Raw genomic sequence first — 18805 nt, 5'->3', positions numbered from 1 at the left:
CTTGCTTAATCTGCGTCATTAAATTTGTTCAAGTTATTTATTGCAATCTGCCATTAATAAAAGAGTCAGACACGAATCAACTATGATTAATGCCTGGCTCTTTTCACATACTTTTAGTTACGAACGTTAATCCCATCTAGACCTGCTTTGTGGGTATAGTTCATCCCAGCCGGCGGTAGCAGCCTAGTTATTCTGGTCATTTTGGACCTTAAGCTTAGCCTTAATGGCTGCGGCCTGTCCCTTGAACTTCTTTTGCAACTTAGCCTTACTGTAGGCGTGCTTTTTAACGGCGTTGTGTTGGTCGGTTGACTTGATAACGACCTGCTGCTTAGCAACTTCAATTTCAAATTGGTTGTTGTCATCACTCAGCGTGTAGTCGCTACCACTCTTACTCAACTGAATTGAACCGTCTTGGACGTCGCTAACCTGCTGCTTACTAAACTGTAAGAAGGCCATCACTGCATAGTCCGCGTTATCAAAGCGATTATTTGTGCTGGCAGCCATTACCACGTTGGCACCGTTAACCGTTGACTGACCAGCCGGCATTGTGAAGACCAGTACCGCCGCTAACGCAGCCGTACACACTAAAGCCATTTTTTTCATTCTAATAATCCTCCCAAATTTCTCACGAGTAATCTTATCATACCAGTCCTGCCTTCTTTGTCAATTTCCAAAAAACGCGAAACAGAGGCGTTGATCGTCTCTTATTTCGCGTTTTCATCGTATTTAATTAGCGGTAGCCGTGGTTTGTTCCGCCACTTTCTTCTTCGCCGTAGCCATCATCAGCCGGATCCGGTTGAGCTGGTTAACAACGGAGGCACCTGGGTCGTAGTCGATCGGCATCAGGTTAGCGCCCTTGTATTCACGACGCAGCTCCTTTAGCATCCCCTTACCAACAATGTGGTTTGGCAGGCACCCGAATGGCTGCATGCAGACGATGTTATTGACACCGGACCGGAGGAGTTCCACCATTTCACCTGGTAAGAACCACCCCTCCCCAGTCATGTTACCTAGCGACAAGACTGGCTTAGCACCGGCGACCACTTCGTCCCATGGGGTAATTCCTTCAAAGCGCTTTGAAGCCCGCAATGCCTCATCCATTGGCTTTTCAGCTTGCCGAATCAGCTTCAGCAAAACGGCCGCGAAGAGTTGCGAACTCTTCTTGGCACCGAGGTGTTCGTGCCGGTAAACCTGGTTATAGAGGGAGTAGTTCATGAAGCCCACGATGTCAGGAACCACCGCTTCGGCCCCCTCTGCTTCCAGGGTACCGACAATATCGTTATTAGCGATCGGTGAGTACTTGACCAGGATTTCGCCAACGACCCCGACCTTCGGCTTAACAATGTCCCGAATTGGCAAGGTGTCAAAGTCATGGACAATGGCCTGGACGTTGCGCTTAAATTCCTTAAAGCTCCCGTTTTCAACGTTGGGCCGAACCCGGTCGAGCCAGTCAGCGTACAGGGCGTTAGTGGCTCCCTTTTCTACTTCATACGGCCGGGTATGGTAGACCAGTCGCTCAAAGAGGTCCCCGTATAAGAAGGCGATCGAGGCCCGCTTAATTAGCGGCAGGGTAAAGGTAAAGCCTGGTGTTGACTCAACCCCCTGGTTCCCCAGGGAAATTGAAACAACCGGTACCTGGGCAAAGCCGGCATCCTTAAGGGCCTTCCGGATCAACGGGATGTAGTTAGTCGCCCGACAGCCCCCACCGGTTTGACTCATCATCACGGCCGTGTGGTTCAGGTCATACTTACCACTTTGCAGGGCCTCAATCATTTGCCCAATTGAAATAATAGCCGGGTAGCAGGCATCGTTGTTGACGTACCGGGTTCCCACGTCAACGGAGCGCCGGTCCTTAATCGGCAAGTTGACCACGTTGTAACCCGAAGCCTGCAGGGCCACGTCAACCAGGTTGTGCTGGTGGATTGGTGACAGCATCGGCAAAAGCAGCGTGTACTTTTCCTTCTTCATCTTCTTCGTAAACTTAACTGGCGTTGGGTTATCGTAGAGCTTTTCTGGGCGGATCTGTTTTTCGGTCCGTTCTTTAATCGCGGCCTTGAGTGAACGAATCCGGATCCGGATAGCCCCGAGGTTATCCCCTTCATCGATCTTTAAGCAGGTGTAAAGGCGGTTGTACTGGTTCATGATTTCCTCAACCTGGTCGGTATCAATCGCATCAATCCCACAACCGAAAGAGTTTAACTGGACAAACTCTAATTCCGGTGTTTTAGCAGCGATACGGGCCGCCGCAAACAAACGGGAGTGGTAAGACCACTGGTTAACGACCCGGAGTCCCTTGACATCGCCGAGGTGGGCAATCGAGTCTTCAGTCAAGACGTGGAAGCCCGCCGCCGTAATCATCTGTGAAATCCCGTGGTTAATCATCGGGTCAAGGTGGTAAGGACGGCCAGCTAAGACGACCCCATGCTCGCCCTTTTGTTTAAGCATCATCAGGGTATCTTCACCCCAGTTATGGATCTTCTGGTGGAAGTTAGCCAGTTCTTGGTAACCGGCCTCTAGGGCATCCTTAACTTCCTTTTTCGTAACGCCCAAGTCCTTGAAGCATTCATACAGGTTCTCCGCCGTCGACTTGTGATCCGCCAGGTTTAGGAACGGGTCGCGGAAGTCCACTTCCCCATTCCGGATTTCGTCAACGTTCTTCCGGATAACTTCAGGGTAAGACTGGACAATTGGGCAGTTAAAGTGGTTGTTAGCATCCTTCTTTTCCTGTAGCTCGTAGACAACCGCTGGGTAGAAGATTCGGTCAACGTGCCGGTTGGCAATCAGGGCCATGATATGACCGTGAACGTTCTTAGCCGGGTAGCAAACCGTATCAGATGGGATGGTTTCCATCCCCTTTTCATACTGCTTCTTACTGCCCTTCGGCGAGAGGATCGTCCGGAAGCCCAGTTGCTTAAAGAAGGTCGCCCACAGTGGATAGTCTTCATACATGTTCAAGACCCGGGGCAGGCCGATCGTCCCGTGCTTAGCCAGCTTACTCCGTAGTGGCTGGTACTTAAAGAGTTCCTTGTACTTCCGTTCGACCAGGTTGACCTTACCGTTGTTCCGTGGCCGTTCACCGTGTAAGCGCAGTGCCCGGGCCTCGCCCCGTTCACATCGGTTACCGGTAACGAACTTCCGACCATCGTTAAAGATCGTCAGGGTTAGTTCACAGTTGTTGGCACAACCACCACAGTGCATATATTCCTTTTCAAAGGACAGGTTATCCATTTCCTTAATGGAAAGCAGGCTGGTGTGGTCCCCGGCCTGGTAGTTGTGTTCGGCAATTAGGGCGGCACCGTAAGCCCCCATCAAGCCGGCAATGTTAGGCCGGATAACGTTAACACCGGCAATCTTTTCAAAGGCCCGTAAAACGGCGTCGTTATAGAAGGTCCCCCCTTGGCAAACGATGTGGTCGCCAAGCTCATCCGCACTCCGCATTTTAATCACCTTAAAGAGGGCGTTCTTGATAATTGAGAAGGACAGACCGGCGGAAATATCACCGATCGTGGAACCTTCCTTTTGAACCTGTTTAACCTTGGAATTCATGAAGACGGTACACCGGGAACCGAGGTCCGCCGGGTGCTTTGCCAGCAGGGCGGCCTGGGCGAAGTCACGGATGTTGTACTTTAAACCACTGGCGAAGGTTTCCAAGAAGGATCCACAACCAGATGAGCAGGCCTCATTCAGCTTGATATCCGCCAGGGCACCATTCTTAACCGTCATGGCCTTCATATCCTGACCACCAATATCGAGGATAAAGTCCACATCGGGTTGGAAGTAGTGGGCGGCCTGGTAGTGGGCCACCGTTTCGACTTCACCGAGGTCTACGTTGAGGGCGTTCTTAATCAGATGTTCGCCGTAACCGGTAACGCAGGCCTTACCGATCTGAACGTCGTCTGGCATCTTCATAGTCAGGTCACGGAGCATCTGCTTGGTCTTTTCCAGCGGGTCCCCGTCATTGTTGTCATATTCGGTAAACAACAGCTTGTGGTCAGCCGACATAAGGACGATCTTAGTCGTCGTCGATCCGGCATCGATCCCTAGGAAGGCGGTGCCGTGGTAGTTGGCCAGGTCACCGGACTCCACCCGGTCCTTAGCGTGACGCTGACGGAAGGCGGCTAGTTCATCCTCGTTTTTAAACAGCGGGTCTAAAGAGTGTGACGGTGCCAGTACTGAATCATCACCATTGACTAACCGGTCTAGTAAAATATCAAGCGATAAAGCCGGCTGGTCCTTCGCGTACAACGCGGCCCCCTGCGCCACGAAGAGTTGCGGGTTTTCCGGGAAAATTACCTCGTCATCGGTCAGGTGCAGGGTTTCAATAAAGCGGTGCCGGAGCTGATCCATGAAGTATAGCGGGCCCCCTAAAAAGGCCACGTGCCCACTAATCTTGTGGCCGGCAGCCAGGCCAGAAATCGTCTGGTTAACGACCGCCTGGAAGATGCTGGCCGCAATGTCTTCCTTCCGGGCCCCATCGTTAATTAATGGCTGGACATCCGTCTTGGCAAAGACCCCACACCGACTCGCGATCGGGTAAATCTTTTGCGCATTACGGGCCAGCTTGTTGAGCCCATCGGCATCGGTATCAAGTAAAACCGCCATTTGGTCAATGAAGGCCCCGGTACCACCAGCACAGCTCCCGTTCATTCGCTGTTCCAATGAGTCGCCAAAGAAGGTAATCTTAGCGTCTTCACCACCAAGTTCAATTGCAACGTCGGTTTCGGGAATTAACTGTTCAACGGTCTTGGTACAAGCAATCACTTCTTGGATAAACTTTAACTGTAGTAAGTTGGCCAGGCCAATTCCACCAGATCCAGTAATTGTAAAGGAAATCGGTGTTTGCCCGCCTAATTCTGTAATTGCCTCTTCAATTACCCTTTTGCTGGCGGCCTTCACGTCCGCGTAGTGCCGTTCGTACCGGGAGAAAAGGGTTTGGTGATTAGCATTCATCACCACGAGCTTAACCGTGGTTGAACCAACGTCAATTCCACCAAAGAGTTTCTCTGCCATCTTAAAAAATCCTCCCCTACTTTTCCAACAGTGTGTATAATATTAGTTAATTATATTATTGATTCCAAAATGGCCAACATTCAATCATCAATTTAGCGCCATTTGTTTGTTAGACAACAGATTCCAACATTGTGTCGGATTGCATTTATGGGGTGATTAATAATGACTCTTCAAGAGGATATGCGTGTACGGCGCACCAAGCAAAATATTATTCATGCCTTTATTGAATTAACTAAGGAAAAAAGTATTAACTCCATTACAGTTCAAGAAATCGCGGAGCGGGCGATGGTCAACCGGGCGACCTTCTATGCTCATTACCATGATAAGCAAGACCTCTACCAACAGATCTTCAACCAGGTAATTGGCATGTTCGCTCCCCTCCGTAATCCCCGGCTCTTCCTCAACCGGCGGGTGATGTTTTCTAAATTGGAAGATACCGTCACCGCCGTCTTGGAAAATTGTGCCCAAAACAGTGATATCATCCTGCTAGTTATTGACGGCACGCCGGCCCGAACCTTACAGGAGCAACTAAAACCAATTTTAACTGCTAATATCGCCGGTATTTTGAAACGGTTTGGGATTGATCAAAACAGTACGATCCCAACCGACCTCGTAATCACTTATATTTTGTCCATCTTTACCAGTGTCCTTTCCTGGTGGCTTCACGACGGTCTAGCCCACCACATGACTGCCCGCCAATTAGCACACACTTTAGTCCAACTGGCCCTCGAAGGACACATGCGTGTTTTAGGCTTTGATCCAAAGTCTTAATACTAAAAAAACGGGGCAGGGAAAATTCCCTGCCTCGTTTTTTATGCTTACTATCGGTACCGTCGGAACGGGTTACCGTTCTGCAGAAACGGTCTTTACAATCTTGAAGTTCTTAGAACCAGGAGCACCCTTTTGAACTTGGTACTTCTTAGGATCCTTCTTGTGGCTCATGTTCCAGTCATACCAGCCACCATCAAAGACCTTCACGTTCTTGAATCCTTCTTCTTTGGCAATGAAGAATGGTACACAAGCACGCCAACCAGTCCCACAGTAGAAGACGACTTCTTGGTCCGGTGTGATCCCCTTCTTCTTCCAGTAGGCCAATTCAGCTTGAGGATCCTTCAGCGTACCGTCAGAGTTAGTTAAGTAGGCAACGTCGCTACTACTCTTACTTACCCGACCGTAGATTGCACCCTTTGGTTCACCAGTTTCCTTGATGTAGGAGTAACCACTGATGTCACCAACGTATTCCTTCCAGGAACGAGTACTTACCAGCTTCAGGTTCGGGTTCTGCTTTTCTGCTTGAACCATCTCTGCCGGGGTCTTAATCAAAGCCTCAGGGTGGGCAACCGTGTTGCTACCAAAGTCAGTTTGCTTTTGGGCTTGGTCACTCTTCTTTTGGAGTGGTAAACCAGCCTTCTTCCAAGCCTGTTGGCCACCGTCAATGATCTTAACATCCTTTACACCAAGCCAGTAGGCTGCAAAGGCAACCCGGGAAGCGGCGGAAATGTCAGGAGAGTAGATGATAATCGGCGTATTGGCAGTTACCCCTTTTTTCAAGAAGTTCTTCCGTAACTGACTAGCATCCAGGATGTTCCAGTGGTTAGCCTGACTTTCAACATCATTAGTGCTCATCTGGATGGCACCAGGAATGTGTCCCTTGGCAAAACCGGGAACCTTACCATATGCTACTGCCAACACAACCGTATTCGGATTTTGTTGCTTTAACTGTTGTGCCTGCTTTGCAGTGATGTAGTAGGTATTATCAGTAATTTGCTGGTCTTCTTTAACCAGGTGACTTTCTTTAGCAGCGTGAGTGGTTGTTGCTACCGTGACCCCGAAGAGGAGACCACAGAGTGCCAAGCCCGCCCACTTTAGAAACTTATTCATAATAAATTATTCCTCTCTATAGCTGGACTATTAGTTGACTACTACCGATTTGTAAGCTCTTACAGCCGAATTTATGATATCACTTACGGCAGATTTGTGCAATAATTAATTAGATCTAGATTATTCATTAGTAAGGTGATTATAAATGGTTGCAACTGGCCTAATCTTCGGCTTTTTACTTGGTTTCATTCTTCAACGCTGGCAGTTCAACTTTGCACATGAACTCCAAGCTGGCCTGACTAACTGGCGGTCAGCCGGCCTGTTAAACATTTTAGTGATAATCCTCGTCGAAAGCATTATCCTTTTCCTCCTTATTCTCAGCAGGGTGGTAACACTGCCGGCCATCCCCGACTACGCACCGTGGGCCGTAATCGTCGGGAGCCTGTTATTCGGTTGGGGAATGCAGCTCGCCGGGGGTTGTATTATCGATAGTCTCGTCCGCCTCGGTACCCTCGACCTCAATAGTCTGTTAACGTTGGTGGTATTCATCTTTACCCTGGTTTTCTACAACCGGGGGAGCTTTAGTAAGGTCTTAGACCCGTTGACTACTAACCAGGTCAGCGACCAGCTGCTCCGCCACCCGCACGCCACTTTTTACATTCCCCTAACCGTCCTGTTCATCATCACCGGAGCTTGGTTAATCTGGTACCTCACCACCAAGCAAACCCGTCGGTCCGTGGTTATTGCGGCGCTAGTTGGACTCCTAGCCGGTGGGTCCTACCTGGCCAATGCCCGCGCTGGTAGTTTCGGGAGCTTTGCCATCGTTAGCCCCCTCCTCTCTTGGTATGGTTATATTAAGGGAAAAGGCGCCGGAATTGATATTAGCTGGGGGATGTACTTTATCGTTAGCACCATTATCGGTTCGCTAGTAGCTGCCCTTTGGCAAAGGAAGCTATTCCAGCAGCCCATCACGCTCTGGGGTCTCTGCCGGGCCCTTCTTGGTGGAATCTTAATGGGAATCGGTGCCGGACTTTCCAAGGGGACATTTATCTCCAACGGGGTCGTTTACACCGCTATGTTTTCCATCCAGGGGTGGTTAGCACTACTCTTTATCATCGTTGGCCTAGGCAGTATGGCCGGGCTAACGGCCATTTTCAAAAAGCACTAATTTAAATTAAGTAAACGGGGTTGGGAAAAATTTCCCAACCCCGTTTGTTTTGAAAGTCGCCTATTATTTTAACCAGAGAGGAGAGTTATTGTTACAAAGACTATTTTCCTGCGGCGCGCTTTTCTGATTGCGAAACCAGTGTCGAGGCCACCATCGAACTCGTTACGTTCGTGGTTGTCCGTGCCATATCTGCAAAGCTGTCGATTCCGGCAAAAATACTGATCAGGCCAACTGGTAGTCCCAAGACAACAAACATGGCGGTACCTAACATAATACCACCACCGGGAACACCAGCAGTCCCGAAGGAAATAATTGGACACAAGATGATAATAATAATTGCTTGTGTAAGCGTAACATTTACCCCCATCGAATGAAGGGTATAAATTGCCAGTAGCGGTGGCCAAATACCCGCACAACCGGACATTCCGACCGCCGTCCCGAGTGAACCAACAAAGTTAGCGATTTCTTCGGAAACGCCAACCTTCTTCGTCAAACACTCAACGTACAGCGGCAGGGTCCCGGCACTACTCCGGGTTGAGAAGGCCATCGTTTGGGCCGGTAACACGTCCCGGTAAAACTTCAACGGTGACATATGACCAACAAACTTGAGCAGTATACTGTCGGTAACTGCCAAGTGGAAAATACAGCCCACGAAGGTCAAAACGATGATCCATAGCAATGGTAAGAGTGCCTTCGGATCACTGGTCCCCATCGTATCAGCCATTAGGAAAATAATGGAGTATGGCAAGAAGGAAATAATAACGGCAATTAACTTGTAAACAATGTCGTGGAGGTCATCAATAAAACCCTTGAAATAGCTCAACGAATCCTTACCACGCTTTTCGTTAATTGCCACAACGGCCATCCCGACAATAATTGCAAAGAAAACTACCGGGATAACTTGGCCCTTGGCCATCGATTGAAAAATATTTTCGGAAAACAGGTCGGTAATTACCTGGGTAAACGGTGGCACCTTGCTGACTTTAACACCATCAACAATACTCAAGTGAGTCCCTTTACCAAGGTTAGTAACAATTGCGAGGACGGTCCCCACGATCGCTGCTAAAAAGGTCTGGAAGAGTAACCAGAATAGTGCCTTCCCCCCGATGGTCTTCAACTTACTAGTCGAATTCATCGAGTAAACACTCTGGATTAGTGAAACCAACAGCAATGGGATTACCATCATTGTCATGATCTTGACGTAGATTGTACCCACGACGGCATCATATGATGTATAGCCCTTAAAGATCAGCCCAATGATAATACCAATTACCAATGCTGCTACTGAGGTAAAACCGAACCCCCATTTTTTCAATAACCAATGAACAACATAACATGCCAGCAATGAGACTGCCAAAGTAGCCAGACTCATCCACACAGTTGTTGACATACTAAACACCTCATTTAATTAAGCCAACTCATCCCCCCAAGACTTGTATTATTCATCACAATAATTGGCAACGCTTACATTGTATAGTATTCAGTACATTTATGCAAATTATGATTAATATTCTCTCATAATAAAACCAGGGAGCAAGCTCGTTAAACGTCTTGCTCCCTGGTTCTCAATTGTTAGGCAAAAGGTCTATTCTTAGGCCTTGGCCCGCATAATCTTTAAAATCACGGAATCAGTATCTGACATTCCTTCACTGGTCAAGCGCCCCAGGTCCCGGATCGTCTTATCGACCGACTCACTAACTACCCCGTTAGTTGCCGGGACCGTAATCTTTTGGAGGGCCAAATCGACCGCCTTAAGCATCGTCTGGACCGCAGTTGAGACCTTCAGAGCGCAGGAACAACCAGCACCATCACAGACCATCCCGTTGGCGTCACCAATCATAATCTTGATGGCCCGGCCGGCATCTTCGACCGTCCCACCGGCCAAGTAACACAGACCGGTTGCTGCCCCCATGGCGGAAGCATGTACCGCGCAGTAAGCCGTTAGACTCGGCAAGAAGGCGTGAATGTAAACCGTCGTCAGGTGTGACAGGGTCAGGGCCCGCACCAGCTGTTCTTCTGAGGAGTGCCAGTACTTCGCCGCAACGCAAATCGGCACCGTCGCGGTAATCCCCTGGTTACCGGAACCGGAGTTAGTAGCTGCTAATAACTGGCTTCCACCCATCCGGGCATCCGCCGCGGCACTCGTTTGGGTAATGATCTGCTTGGTCAATGAATCTGCCGTGTTCAGGCCGCGTGAATTATTCATCGCACGTCCCACGGCCATCCCATAGTGGTGTTCCAGGCCATCACGTGACAAGGCCATGTTATAGTCCCTGGTCGTTAAAATAAACTGCAGTTCTGAAAGCGGCTCCTGCATTGCAAACTCCCAGACGGCCGCCAGGCTACTCTGCTGGAGGAACTTTTCCCACTCACTAGCGGCTCCCGGTTGGGGCTTACCGTGATCAAATACCACCTGGTCGTCATGCTGAACACGGTAGATATTGGTGTGACTCCCCGCAATCTGAACATTCGCCGTGTGGCCCGTCGTGGTCGTTACCGTCACTTCAACGAATAACTTATCGGGAACATCAGCTACCCATACGTGAACCTTTCCTGAATGGGCTAACGCCAGGACCTGTTCACGTTGGTCGTCCGTAATTTGCGGAATCACCCCTAGGCCTGCATCCGGGTCACCGGCCAGGTAGCCAATTGCCGCCGCAATCGGTAACCCCGCGGCCCCGGTCCCGGGAATAATTACCGCCAGCGCATTTTTAAAGACGTTTGCCGAAACAGCAACATCAATTTTAGTGACGGCTTCACGATTTAACTGTTCACCACAAGTAGCCGCTGCTAGGGCGACCGAGACGGGCTCGGTACACCCCTTTGCCGGCTTAATGCTTTCCTTTAATACAGTTAGAAACATTTCTTTACTATGTTGATCCATTCTATCCACCTCACATCCAAGCTACCGTTACCGCTTTCATTTTAACATAATAGTTAAAGGCGTCCGAGACGCCTTTAACTATTTTTTATATTCATCACTTAAGTGCCGTAACCGCCGGCTCAGCTTTGGCAACAGCGAAAGTAAGGCCAGTAATACCCCCGCAACGGTCAGGTCCAAAAAGAGTTTGGCTGAAAGGCCATCCTTAAGAATCTGGGCTGCCAAGTAGGAGTAAATAAAACAGGCCGGGATCATCGTTAGAAAGGAAATTACCGTAAACTTCCGGGTAGTCATCGGCGTAAGGGCGTACGCGTAGCTTTGAATCGCGTACGGAAATACGGGAACTAGCCGCGTAAAAATTAGGAAGGTCGTCCCGTTTTCCTTAACCCCCCGTTCAATTTTCTTAAAGGTCGCGCTGTTCCCCATTTTCTTTACCACGTAGTCACGGGCAACGTACTTACCAATCACAAAGGAAACCGAACAGCCAATCGTTGCCCCGATAACAGTCAGGGCGCCGCCGATGAAGCCACCCCAACAAATACCACCGACAATCGCTAGCAATTGTCCGGGTAGTAAGAAGACCGAGGTAAAAATAGAGAGGGCGATAAAGATTAGGTAGCCCCACCAGCCACTTCCCTGGATGAGGGCCCGTAACTGGTTAAAGTCAGTTAACAGGTGGGTTAGTCCCAGCTCATAAGCAGCGACTATCACGAGGACAAAGATCACCAAGAAGGCTATAATCTTCTTCATTCTAACGCCCCCCTACTTGTTGGACAGCCCTGCCAAAAGGCGCTGGTAAACCAACTGGTTGAAGGAAGAAATATCCTTGATATGGGCCGGCATTGCCGCTAGCCGGTGCGCCCGGTTATCAAAATTCAACCGCCCTACTGACGCCAGCAGGGGTTGTTCAGCCGTCAATGCGACCTGTTCTTCCGTAAAGAATTCCGGATGTTCAAGGTAGACGGCCGTCGTAATGTCCCAATTACAGAAGCCATCCAGGTCTAAGTCGTGATTTTGCAAGGTAATCCAATCATCGATCGCCTTAGTATAGTACTCATACTGGTCCGCAGTTAGTTGTGCCTGAAGCGCAGTGTCCAGCCGCCGGTTAAAGTCCCGGGAGAAGAGGGCCTCTGTTGTCATATGGCCATTCATAATTACCAGCGGAACACTGCTGGCAAAGATTAGCTGGGCCGCATCCGGATCAATGGAAAAGTTTAATTCACCGACCTCGTGCCCATTGATTACCAGTGGGAAGCAGTTACCACCCATTAACACGACCCGTTTAACCTTATTGAGGAAGAGCGGATCCTTAGCAATTGCCCGCTTAATGTTCGTCAGCCCACCGGTTCCCAGCAGGGTAATTTCATGTGGGTGGGCATTAACGGTTTGGACCAGGAAGTCACTAGCGGCTAGTTGGGGTTGTTCACCGGTATCAGCCGCAAAGTAATATTCAAACGGGAGGTTTAACCGCTGCTGAAGACGACGCGTCGACGCTAACACCCCTGCCCAGTCACTATTCCCGTGGTCCAGAGTAACCCCGAGGAGGTCAATTTGTGGCGCCCCCAGTAGGTACATGATCGTTAACCCGTCATCGACATCACAGCCGGGCAGGTCAAAAGTACAGTCACAGTCTAAGATTACTTTTTCCATTATTTCTGCTCCTCCTTAAACCATTGGTGCAGCCGTTGGTTGTGGCTATCTAATTGTTGCTTAACCGTTGTTAGATCCGTCGGTACATCCACGTCAACCTGGGCGGGTAAGAGTTGGACATCGTGCCCCGTCACCTGCCGCAACGTTTCCCGCAAAACGGTGGAGTGACCCCAGTCGATTTCGGCGGTAAACAGCGGGGTGAGGTCAATTCCCTGCTGGGCACCGATTAGGTAGTAACCACCGTCAACACTAGGACCAATGACGATCTCCTTCAGTAGTTCAAAGGACTGGCAAATGGTTGCCGCCGTTAGTTGGGGAAGGTCACTCCCGGTCAATACTACTTGCTGGTAACCCCGGTGGAAGGCCTCTGCAAAGGCGTTGGCCATCCGCATACCGATATTGCTTCCCTGCTGGGGAAAGGCGGTGACGTAGTCTGGTAGGCTGGCCAAAAACTGCGTTGGCTCCTGCTCATCCGAATACGCTAATAAGATGTCAATTCCCTTCTCCGGTAGCTTAGCAACGCTGACGAGTAAATCGGCTAACAGGTCGGCCTGCAACGCACTGGCCTCCTGACCGGTATAAGTGGGGGTTAGCCGGGTCTTACACTTGTTGGGGGTCGGAATCCGGGTAAAGATAATGTATGCTTTCTTATTTTTCATCGAGTACCTGCTCCTTAATTGCTTGATCAATAAAGTCGGCCTGCATGTACTGCTGAACCTTGTGGTAAATTTCTTGATTTTGGAGGGCCTTTTCACCACTGCCGTACTCATCCAGTGCCATCGCCGACCAGGAAAGGGCCCGCAACATCAAGTACGGGTGGTAAATCCGCAATGCTGTCAAGAAGTCCCGACGGTTAAAGCCCGTGATTGCCAGGTACTTATCGATAAAGGCCCGCTTAGTTTCCTGGGTTAGCCGAATATCAGTCCGCCATAAGGTCGTCGTTGAGGCTAAGAATTGGGAAATGTCTTGGACAGGATGGCTAATTACCGGCTTTTCCCAGTCAATTAGCCACCCCTGCTTGCCGATGATGAAGTTGTGCGAATTGACCTCCGTATTGTTAACCCGCCATAATTGCTGGTCCTTAAAGAATGCTTCCTGGTCAACGTTTTGCCGGCAGGTATCTAATGCCCGCTCCAGAACATGTTGGGCGTGGTCGGGCACGTACTTGCTTCCCCAAACCGGCTGAAGTAGTTGTTGGCACTCAGCCACCCGGGCCCGAAGGATGTTATCCTTTTCGGCAATTAGGGTTCCCTCGGCCGCGGCATCAACCGGCAATTGGTGAATTTGGCCAAAAATCTGGGCCGCAGTTAACATATCGGTCCGGTAATCTAGCGGACGACCATGCAGAAATTCCATGATCAAAAGGCCCTGGTTAAAGTCCTGCTTACGGTCATCGACGTAGCAAACCCGAGGCGTACACCCCGACCGTTCCAGCCATTTTAAGGCGTTGTATTCATAGCGAATCTGGTTTTTCGCGTTGATTTGGCTACCGTAATTGAGCCGGAAAACATACTGGTGACTACCGGTACCGATCAGGAAGTTTTGGTTGTATTCCCCCTGGGCCAGGAAACGGACGGTAACCGGAACGGCCAGCTGTAAACGTTCAACCAGTCCGTGTGTCGTGAGGTAGTGTTTGATTTTCGTAATTAGTTGTGCCTGTTCTTCCATTAGTGTCGGTCCTTTCCGTAATAAAGCTGAGCAAGTTTTTGCGGTGAAACCCCACAGATAAACAGTATCTTAATCCACATCAATTTAGCGTGTACCGACCAGGGGTGCGCGGCGTACTTCCGGTTGGAAGCGATCATCCGGTCCGGCAGCTGGGCAAAACGCCCCAGCTGGGCCAGGTGGCGGCTCAAGATCCAGTCCTCCATTAGTGGGACATCCGGAAAGCCCCCCGCCTGCTTATACCTTTCCCGGCGGACAAACAGCCCCTGGTCACCAAAAATCAGCCCCAGGTGTCGGGCCCGCCAGTTAGAAGTGGCCGCTAAAAAGCGGTAGAAGAAACCAGTTGCCGCGTAATCAAGCCGCAAGCAGGCCGCTACCGCACCCTGGTCAAGAGCCTTTTCTAGCCGCAGCAGGAGTTGCGGTTGGGCAACGAGCCGGACGTCCGCGTGAAGGAACCAGAGGTATTCACCATGGCTGTGTTGGACACCGACCCGTAATTGGTGGCCGCGGTCCCCCGCCGTGGTCCGGTAAACCTTGGCACCGTGCGCACGGGCAATTTCGACGGTCCGGTCCTGACTAGCAGCGTCAACGACCACTAATTCATACTGGGTACCAGCGCAGAGGACGGCCAGCTGGTCAAGGATTTTTCCCAAGTGGGCCGCCTCATTTAAGGTGGGAATAATGATCGAAACTAGTGCCATGGTAGTACCTGGGCCCCCGTTGGCAGCCCTAAGTGAACAACTTCACCAATTGCTAATTGGCGACTAAAATTCGTTTGCCGGACCTCTAAGCGCTGTTGAGCAACCGTAAAGATGATGGTCTGACCCGCCGGTTGCCAGTGGATTTGTTGCACCGTTGCCTGGACACCACCATTTTCTTGCAGGCTCACGGGGGCGACAAAGGGTAGTAGTAAGACGACTGCTCCTTGCAGATGATCGGTATTATCCACCGTCAGCTGCTCGTCGCCCAGCTGAAATACATTACCGTTTACCGTCCCGTGCAGGTAGTTGAAACAGCCCAGCATTTCGGCAACGGTTTGGTTTGCTGGCCGCGTATACAGTTCCCGCGGACTGGCCACCTGCTGTAGCTGGTGGTCGGCTAAGACAACCACCCGGTCAGATAACAGAAAGGTCTCTTGCTGGTCGTGGCTAACCATGATCACCGCAAAGTGGTGGCGGTCCTGAAGCCGGTGCAAGTAGGTATACATCTGCTGGCGCAGGTTGCCGTCCAGACTGGAGAAGGGTTCATCTAGCAGTAATAACTTAGGGTTCAGGATAATTGCCCGGGCCAATGCCACCCGCTGTTGCTGCCCACCGGACAGTTCAGCTGGGTACTGCTTTTCGAGCCCCGTTAGTTGAAATTCAGTCACCATCTCCTGGACCCGCTGGCGGATTTCGGCCCGGGCAACATGCCGCATTTTAAGGCCAAAGGCAATGTTTTCCGCCACCGTCATGTGGGGGAAGAGGAGGTAATCTTGAAAGACCAGCAGGGTATTCTCCCGCCGACTATCGCCCGTAAATTCAATTGTCCCCGTCTGCGGCGTCAGTAGTCCGGCGATCATCTTTAAAATGGTCGACTTACCGACACCCGAGGGACCAAATAGGGTCACAATCTCACCTTCGTTAACCGTAAATGAAATATTTTCGACCACCGGTTGCTTTCCGTAATGATAACTAATGTTTTTGACGTTTAATCCCATGACGACCCCCAATAAGTACTGCAAGAATGCTAACGCCAATCAATGACGTGACGATGAAAATAATACTGTAAACTGAGCCCACACCAAACCGGCCGTTATTAGCGAACGGGATCAATAGTAACGGCAAGGTGATGATGTTACTATCGCCCACGAAGAAGGTCGGCAGGTACTGGCTATACGAAATGATATAGCACAGACTGGCCGCCGCAATTAGTCCTGGTCGCAATAACGGGACCGTGACGTTCCAAAAGGTTTGCCAGGCATTGGCCCCCAGGTTACGCGCCGTCAACTGGTACGCCGTTCCCAACTTCCGATAGCTTTCCAGCATAATCTGCATCGCGTACGGCAGCATGAAAAAGACGTGGAGGATAACTACTCCCAAGTAAGTACCGCTGAGTTGCCAACGTAAAAACTCGGTCTCCGTCGAGGTGACAATTGCGATCGCCGGTAGAATCATCGGTAGGTAAATCACAAACTCGATCAGCCGGCCCGATAAAAAGTGCTGCATGCTTAAGAAACGACAAGCCGGCATCGCAATGGCCAGGGTTACCACCGTGGCAATCATCGCAATCAGCGTGCTATTCCAGATGCTTGGCCAAAAGTTAGGGTCGGCGTAGGCGCGTTTGAAGTACATCCACCCGTAATGTGTGGGCAAAATAGACGGGTACGTCCACTTCACCGCGACAGCCCACAAAACGATCATTAAGATCGGTACCAAAACCAGCAGACAGGCCAGCCAAAGGACCATTACTTTCTTTTTCATTTCGTGTACCGGTCCTTTCCGCCGGGCAACCACCGGCTAAGTAGTAACGCTAACAAGGTTACTACTAGGCAGATTCCCGACAAGATCGTGTTAAGGGCAAATGCCGCGGGCCGCGATTGCAGGTCCGGTTGCAAGAACTGGTCATAAATTGTCAACGCAATCGTCTCGTTTCCAGGGTTTCCCAAGATGTAGGGTACCTCAAAGTTAGCAAAGGTAAAACAAAACAGGATGATAAACAGGGTAAACAGCGTGGGCTGGACGAGCGGCAAGGTGACGTGCCAAAAGGCCTGCCACCGGCTTGCCCCGAGGTTACGAGCCGCGACCGTATACCCGCTTTGCAGCTGACGCAAAATAGCCAGCATCGTTACCGCCACGTACGGGATCTCCTTATAAAGGAAGACAACGATAATACTGATCCCCCAACGGTCGTTAACCAGTAAGGGAAAGGCATCGATCGACGAGATCAGGTGGAGGTGGTAGGCAATCCGCGAGATCAGCCCCGATTGACTAAGCAACTGCATAATCATGAGGGCCACAATAATGTGCGGGATGGTAATCGGTACTTCAAAGAAGCGGCTTAAGAAACGGTGCCGGCCGGCAACCCGCTGTAAGATTAGGGCCATCGCCAGTCCCAAGATCAGGGCACCAATTGTTGATACTAAACCTAAATAAAAACTATACGACAGTGACCGCACAAAATAGCGGTCATGAAAGACACTTGAATAGTATGAGGTGGTTAATTGATTCAAACCAATTATGGGATAGTAACCTAAACTAACCGCAATAGACTTAAAAAGCGCTGCAATAATTACAACGCCATTTAAGCCTACGAAAGGTAGGATCAATAAGAAATATTTCTTTTTCATTAATTATCCCCGTGCAGGACGTGTTCCTTCCACAGTGATTCAATAATCGCAATCTTCTTCGCCTGAACTTCAGGAATTTGGTGTGACCGTAATTCCTTGTCGGATGGGACACCCTTATTAGTTGTCAGGCTTTCCAGCTTTTGCCGATTTTGCGGTGTCAGCTTGTTGTAGTTAAACGGTGGCATAGCGTAACCATACTTGGCTTCCGACTTCTTAACCTGGGCCGTTTCACTAGTCATTTCATTGATCAACAGTAGGGCGGCATCCTTGTTAGAAGAAGAGTTAGCAATTGCCAGGTAACTTTCGTTGGCAATGTTCCCCTTCTTAAAGAAGAATGGTTGGGTATCAGCACCGAATTGGTGTTCATCCCGTTGAGCCGCACCGTGAGTTGGTGAGTAACTGTAGTCCATGTTGATCTGGTGGGCAGCGTACATCTTATCAAGCTGGGCCGTGGTCGTTGGGTAAGTCTTCCCTTGCTTCCACAGGTATGGCTTTAACTCATTCAAGTAGTCCAGACCTGGCTTGATGGCCTTGTACATTCCTGCCTTGGTAGCTGGTGCATCGTAAACCCGCTTGTAGCCAACGATGTTGCAAATAACGTTACGAACAAAGGCACTTCCCGTGAATTCCGGTGGCGCGGTGTAAGTTAACTTGCCAGGGTGGGCCTTAGCATATTCCAGCAGCTGTTGGGCACTGTCTGGGAAGCCACCTTCAAAGTCGCTCGGGCGGCCGAAGAAGGTTAACTGGGCCGTCCCGTATGGTACTTCGTAGCCCTTAATTGGGGTCCCGAAGTCATACTTAGAGTAGTGACCATTGGTGTACATCAACTTGTTAAAGCTTGGCACCTTCTTGGCAAATGGACCGTAAAGCAGTCCTTCCTTCTTAGCGGTGTAGAAGTTTTCACCGTTAATCCAGATAACATCAATGTTGCCAGATTTACCAGATTGCTTAATTGATACCAACTTGTTTAAGATGTTATCAATGTCCATTGGAACCCGCTTAACCTTGATGTTGTACTTCTTCTTCATCGCTGGTGTAACGACATCGTCAACCCACTTGTTGGCTTGTTCGTCACCACCAAAGCCGTAGAAGGTAACTTGCTTCCCCCGGGCCGTCTTTTCAGCTTGCTTAAAGCTCGTCACCTTGTCACCCGTGCTGGACTTGCTGCTGGATGACTTACCACAGGCCGTCAAAACAACCGTTAACATCATGCAGGCAAGCAAGAGAAATAGTTGTCGCCAGCGTGACCGTTTCTTCTGTTGCATTATCAAATACTCCCCAT

General features: G+C 50.1%; 16 protein-coding genes. 2 read left to right on the top strand and 14 right to left on the bottom strand.

All coding sequences use genetic code 11. The annotated features are described in order from the left end of the window. Window positions 1–183 precede the first annotated feature (183 nt). Complete coding sequence (locus ACI31H_RS06260; RefSeq protein ID WP_439771132.1) at window positions 184–603, bottom strand: hypothetical protein; 420 nt, start codon at window positions 601–603, stop codon at window positions 184–186. A 123-nt stretch (window positions 604–726) separates the two neighbouring features. After that, window positions 727–5010 (bottom strand): acyl-CoA dehydratase activase-related protein, encoded by a 4284-nt coding sequence (locus tag ACI31H_RS06255; RefSeq protein WP_439771131.1) that lies wholly within the window; start codon window positions 5008–5010, stop codon window positions 727–729. A gap of 162 nt (window positions 5011–5172) precedes the next feature. Between ACI31H_RS06255 and ACI31H_RS06250 the strand changes: the two genes are divergently transcribed. Then, on the top strand, window positions 5173–5781 hold the full coding sequence (locus ACI31H_RS06250) for a TetR/AcrR family transcriptional regulator (protein ID WP_439771130.1): 609 nt from the start codon (window positions 5173–5175) through the stop codon (window positions 5779–5781). A gap of 72 nt (window positions 5782–5853) precedes the next feature. Here the strand turns inward: ACI31H_RS06250 and ACI31H_RS06245 are convergent, their stop codons facing one another. Next, on the bottom strand, window positions 5854–6891 hold the full coding sequence (locus ACI31H_RS06245) for a sulfurtransferase (protein WP_439771129.1): 1038 nt from the start codon (window positions 6889–6891) through the stop codon (window positions 5854–5856). A 145-nt stretch (window positions 6892–7036) separates the two neighbouring features. Between ACI31H_RS06245 and ACI31H_RS06240 the strand changes: the two genes are divergently transcribed. After that, complete coding sequence (locus ACI31H_RS06240) at window positions 7037–7999, top strand: YeeE/YedE family protein (protein ID WP_439771128.1); 963 nt, start codon at window positions 7037–7039, stop codon at window positions 7997–7999. Between the two features lie 100 nt (window positions 8000–8099). Here the strand turns inward: ACI31H_RS06240 and ACI31H_RS06235 are convergent, their stop codons facing one another. The 11 genes from ACI31H_RS06235 to ACI31H_RS06185 form a co-directional block, all read right to left on the bottom strand. Further along, on the bottom strand, window positions 8100–9389 hold the full coding sequence (locus ACI31H_RS06235) for a dicarboxylate/amino acid:cation symporter (protein ID WP_439771127.1): 1290 nt from the start codon (window positions 9387–9389) through the stop codon (window positions 8100–8102). Window positions 9390–9590: 201 nt separating this feature from the next. Continuing rightward, window positions 9591–10883, bottom strand: a complete 1293-nt coding sequence (locus tag ACI31H_RS06230) for an L-cysteine desulfidase family protein (protein ID WP_439771126.1) — start codon at window positions 10881–10883, stop codon at window positions 9591–9593. A gap of 78 nt (window positions 10884–10961) precedes the next feature. Then, window positions 10962–11630 carry a TVP38/TMEM64 family protein gene (locus tag ACI31H_RS06225; RefSeq protein ID WP_439771125.1) on the bottom strand — a complete coding sequence of 223 codons (669 nt, stop codon included), beginning with the start codon at window positions 11628–11630 and terminating at the stop codon, window positions 10962–10964. A 12-nt stretch (window positions 11631–11642) separates the two neighbouring features. Next, the gene (locus ACI31H_RS06220) at window positions 11643–12530 is read right to left on the bottom strand and encodes a nucleoside hydrolase (protein ID WP_439771124.1); all 888 of its coding nucleotides are present in this window, start codon (window positions 12528–12530) and stop codon (window positions 11643–11645) included. Beyond that, entirely contained in the window at window positions 12530–13189 is a 660-nt protein-coding gene (locus ACI31H_RS06215; RefSeq protein ID WP_439771123.1) for a TIGR04282 family arsenosugar biosynthesis glycosyltransferase, read from the bottom strand. Before ACI31H_RS06215 ends, ACI31H_RS06220 begins: the two co-directional genes overlap by 1 nt. Beyond that, window positions 13179–14198: a phosphotransferase family protein gene (locus tag ACI31H_RS06210; protein WP_439771122.1), complete on the bottom strand. Its 1020-nt coding sequence runs from the start codon at window positions 14196–14198 to the stop codon at window positions 13179–13181. The genes ACI31H_RS06215 and ACI31H_RS06210 overlap by 11 nt, the downstream gene beginning before the upstream one ends. Next, window positions 14198–14896: a TIGR04283 family arsenosugar biosynthesis glycosyltransferase gene (locus ACI31H_RS06205; RefSeq protein ID WP_439771121.1), complete on the bottom strand. Its 699-nt coding sequence runs from the start codon at window positions 14894–14896 to the stop codon at window positions 14198–14200. The genes ACI31H_RS06210 and ACI31H_RS06205 overlap by 1 nt, the downstream gene beginning before the upstream one ends. Then, the gene (locus tag ACI31H_RS06200) at window positions 14887–15894 is read right to left on the bottom strand and encodes an ABC transporter ATP-binding protein (RefSeq protein ID WP_439771120.1); all 1008 of its coding nucleotides are present in this window, start codon (window positions 15892–15894) and stop codon (window positions 14887–14889) included. Before ACI31H_RS06200 ends, ACI31H_RS06205 begins: the two co-directional genes overlap by 10 nt. Beyond that, on the bottom strand, window positions 15869–16657 hold the full coding sequence (locus tag ACI31H_RS06195; protein ID WP_439771119.1) for an ABC transporter permease: 789 nt from the start codon (window positions 16655–16657) through the stop codon (window positions 15869–15871). Before ACI31H_RS06195 ends, ACI31H_RS06200 begins: the two co-directional genes overlap by 26 nt. After that, window positions 16654–17523: an ABC transporter permease gene (locus tag ACI31H_RS06190; protein WP_439771118.1), complete on the bottom strand. Its 870-nt coding sequence runs from the start codon at window positions 17521–17523 to the stop codon at window positions 16654–16656. Before ACI31H_RS06190 ends, ACI31H_RS06195 begins: the two co-directional genes overlap by 4 nt. Next, complete coding sequence (locus ACI31H_RS06185; RefSeq protein ID WP_439771117.1) at window positions 17523–18788, bottom strand: ABC transporter substrate-binding protein; 1266 nt, start codon at window positions 18786–18788, stop codon at window positions 17523–17525. Before ACI31H_RS06185 ends, ACI31H_RS06190 begins: the two co-directional genes overlap by 1 nt. Window positions 18789–18805 lie beyond the last annotated feature (17 nt).

Origin of the sequence: Limosilactobacillus sp., assembly GCF_051873035.1 — a bacterium.
Classification (GTDB): Bacteria; Bacillota; Bacilli; order Lactobacillales; family Lactobacillaceae; genus Limosilactobacillus.
Note: the sequence above shows the minus strand (reverse complement) of the source record. Positions and strands in the feature narration are given on the sequence as shown.

What these genes read in the sequence shown, in the direction of transcription:
- ACI31H_RS06220 (WP_439771124.1), bottom strand. Translation starts at nt 12,530, where the DNA reads ATGGAAAAAGTAATCTTAGACTGTGACTGTACTTTTGACCTGCCCGGC.
- ACI31H_RS06250 (WP_439771130.1), top strand. Translation starts at nt 5,173, where the DNA reads ATGACTCTTCAAGAGGATATGCGTGTACGGCGCACCAAGCAAAATATT.
- ACI31H_RS06195 (WP_439771119.1), bottom strand. Translation starts at nt 16,657, where the DNA reads ATGAAAAAGAAAGTAATGGTCCTTTGGCTGGCCTGTCTGCTGGTTTTG.
- ACI31H_RS06255 (WP_439771131.1), bottom strand. Translation starts at nt 5,010, where the DNA reads ATGGCAGAGAAACTCTTTGGTGGAATTGACGTTGGTTCAACCACGGTT.
- ACI31H_RS06200 (WP_439771120.1), bottom strand. Translation starts at nt 15,894, where the DNA reads ATGGGATTAAACGTCAAAAACATTAGTTATCATTACGGAAAGCAACCG.
- ACI31H_RS06230 (WP_439771126.1), bottom strand. Translation starts at nt 10,883, where the DNA reads ATGGATCAACATAGTAAAGAAATGTTTCTAACTGTATTAAAGGAAAGC.
- ACI31H_RS06215 (WP_439771123.1), bottom strand. Translation starts at nt 13,189, where the DNA reads ATGAAAAATAAGAAAGCATACATTATCTTTACCCGGATTCCGACCCCC.
- ACI31H_RS06210 (WP_439771122.1), bottom strand. Translation starts at nt 14,198, where the DNA reads ATGGAAGAACAGGCACAACTAATTACGAAAATCAAACACTACCTCACG.
- ACI31H_RS06235 (WP_439771127.1), bottom strand. Translation starts at nt 9,389, where the DNA reads ATGTCAACAACTGTGTGGATGAGTCTGGCTACTTTGGCAGTCTCATTG.
- ACI31H_RS06205 (WP_439771121.1), bottom strand. Translation starts at nt 14,896, where the DNA reads ATGGCACTAGTTTCGATCATTATTCCCACCTTAAATGAGGCGGCCCAC.
- ACI31H_RS06185 (WP_439771117.1), bottom strand. Translation starts at nt 18,788, where the DNA reads ATGCAACAGAAGAAACGGTCACGCTGGCGACAACTATTTCTCTTGCTT.
- ACI31H_RS06260 (WP_439771132.1), bottom strand. Translation starts at nt 603, where the DNA reads ATGAAAAAAATGGCTTTAGTGTGTACGGCTGCGTTAGCGGCGGTACTG.
- ACI31H_RS06245 (WP_439771129.1), bottom strand. Translation starts at nt 6,891, where the DNA reads ATGAATAAGTTTCTAAAGTGGGCGGGCTTGGCACTCTGTGGTCTCCTC.
- ACI31H_RS06240 (WP_439771128.1), top strand. Translation starts at nt 7,037, where the DNA reads ATGGTTGCAACTGGCCTAATCTTCGGCTTTTTACTTGGTTTCATTCTT.
- ACI31H_RS06190 (WP_439771118.1), bottom strand. Translation starts at nt 17,523, where the DNA reads ATGAAAAAGAAATATTTCTTATTGATCCTACCTTTCGTAGGCTTAAAT.
- ACI31H_RS06225 (WP_439771125.1), bottom strand. Translation starts at nt 11,630, where the DNA reads ATGAAGAAGATTATAGCCTTCTTGGTGATCTTTGTCCTCGTGATAGTC.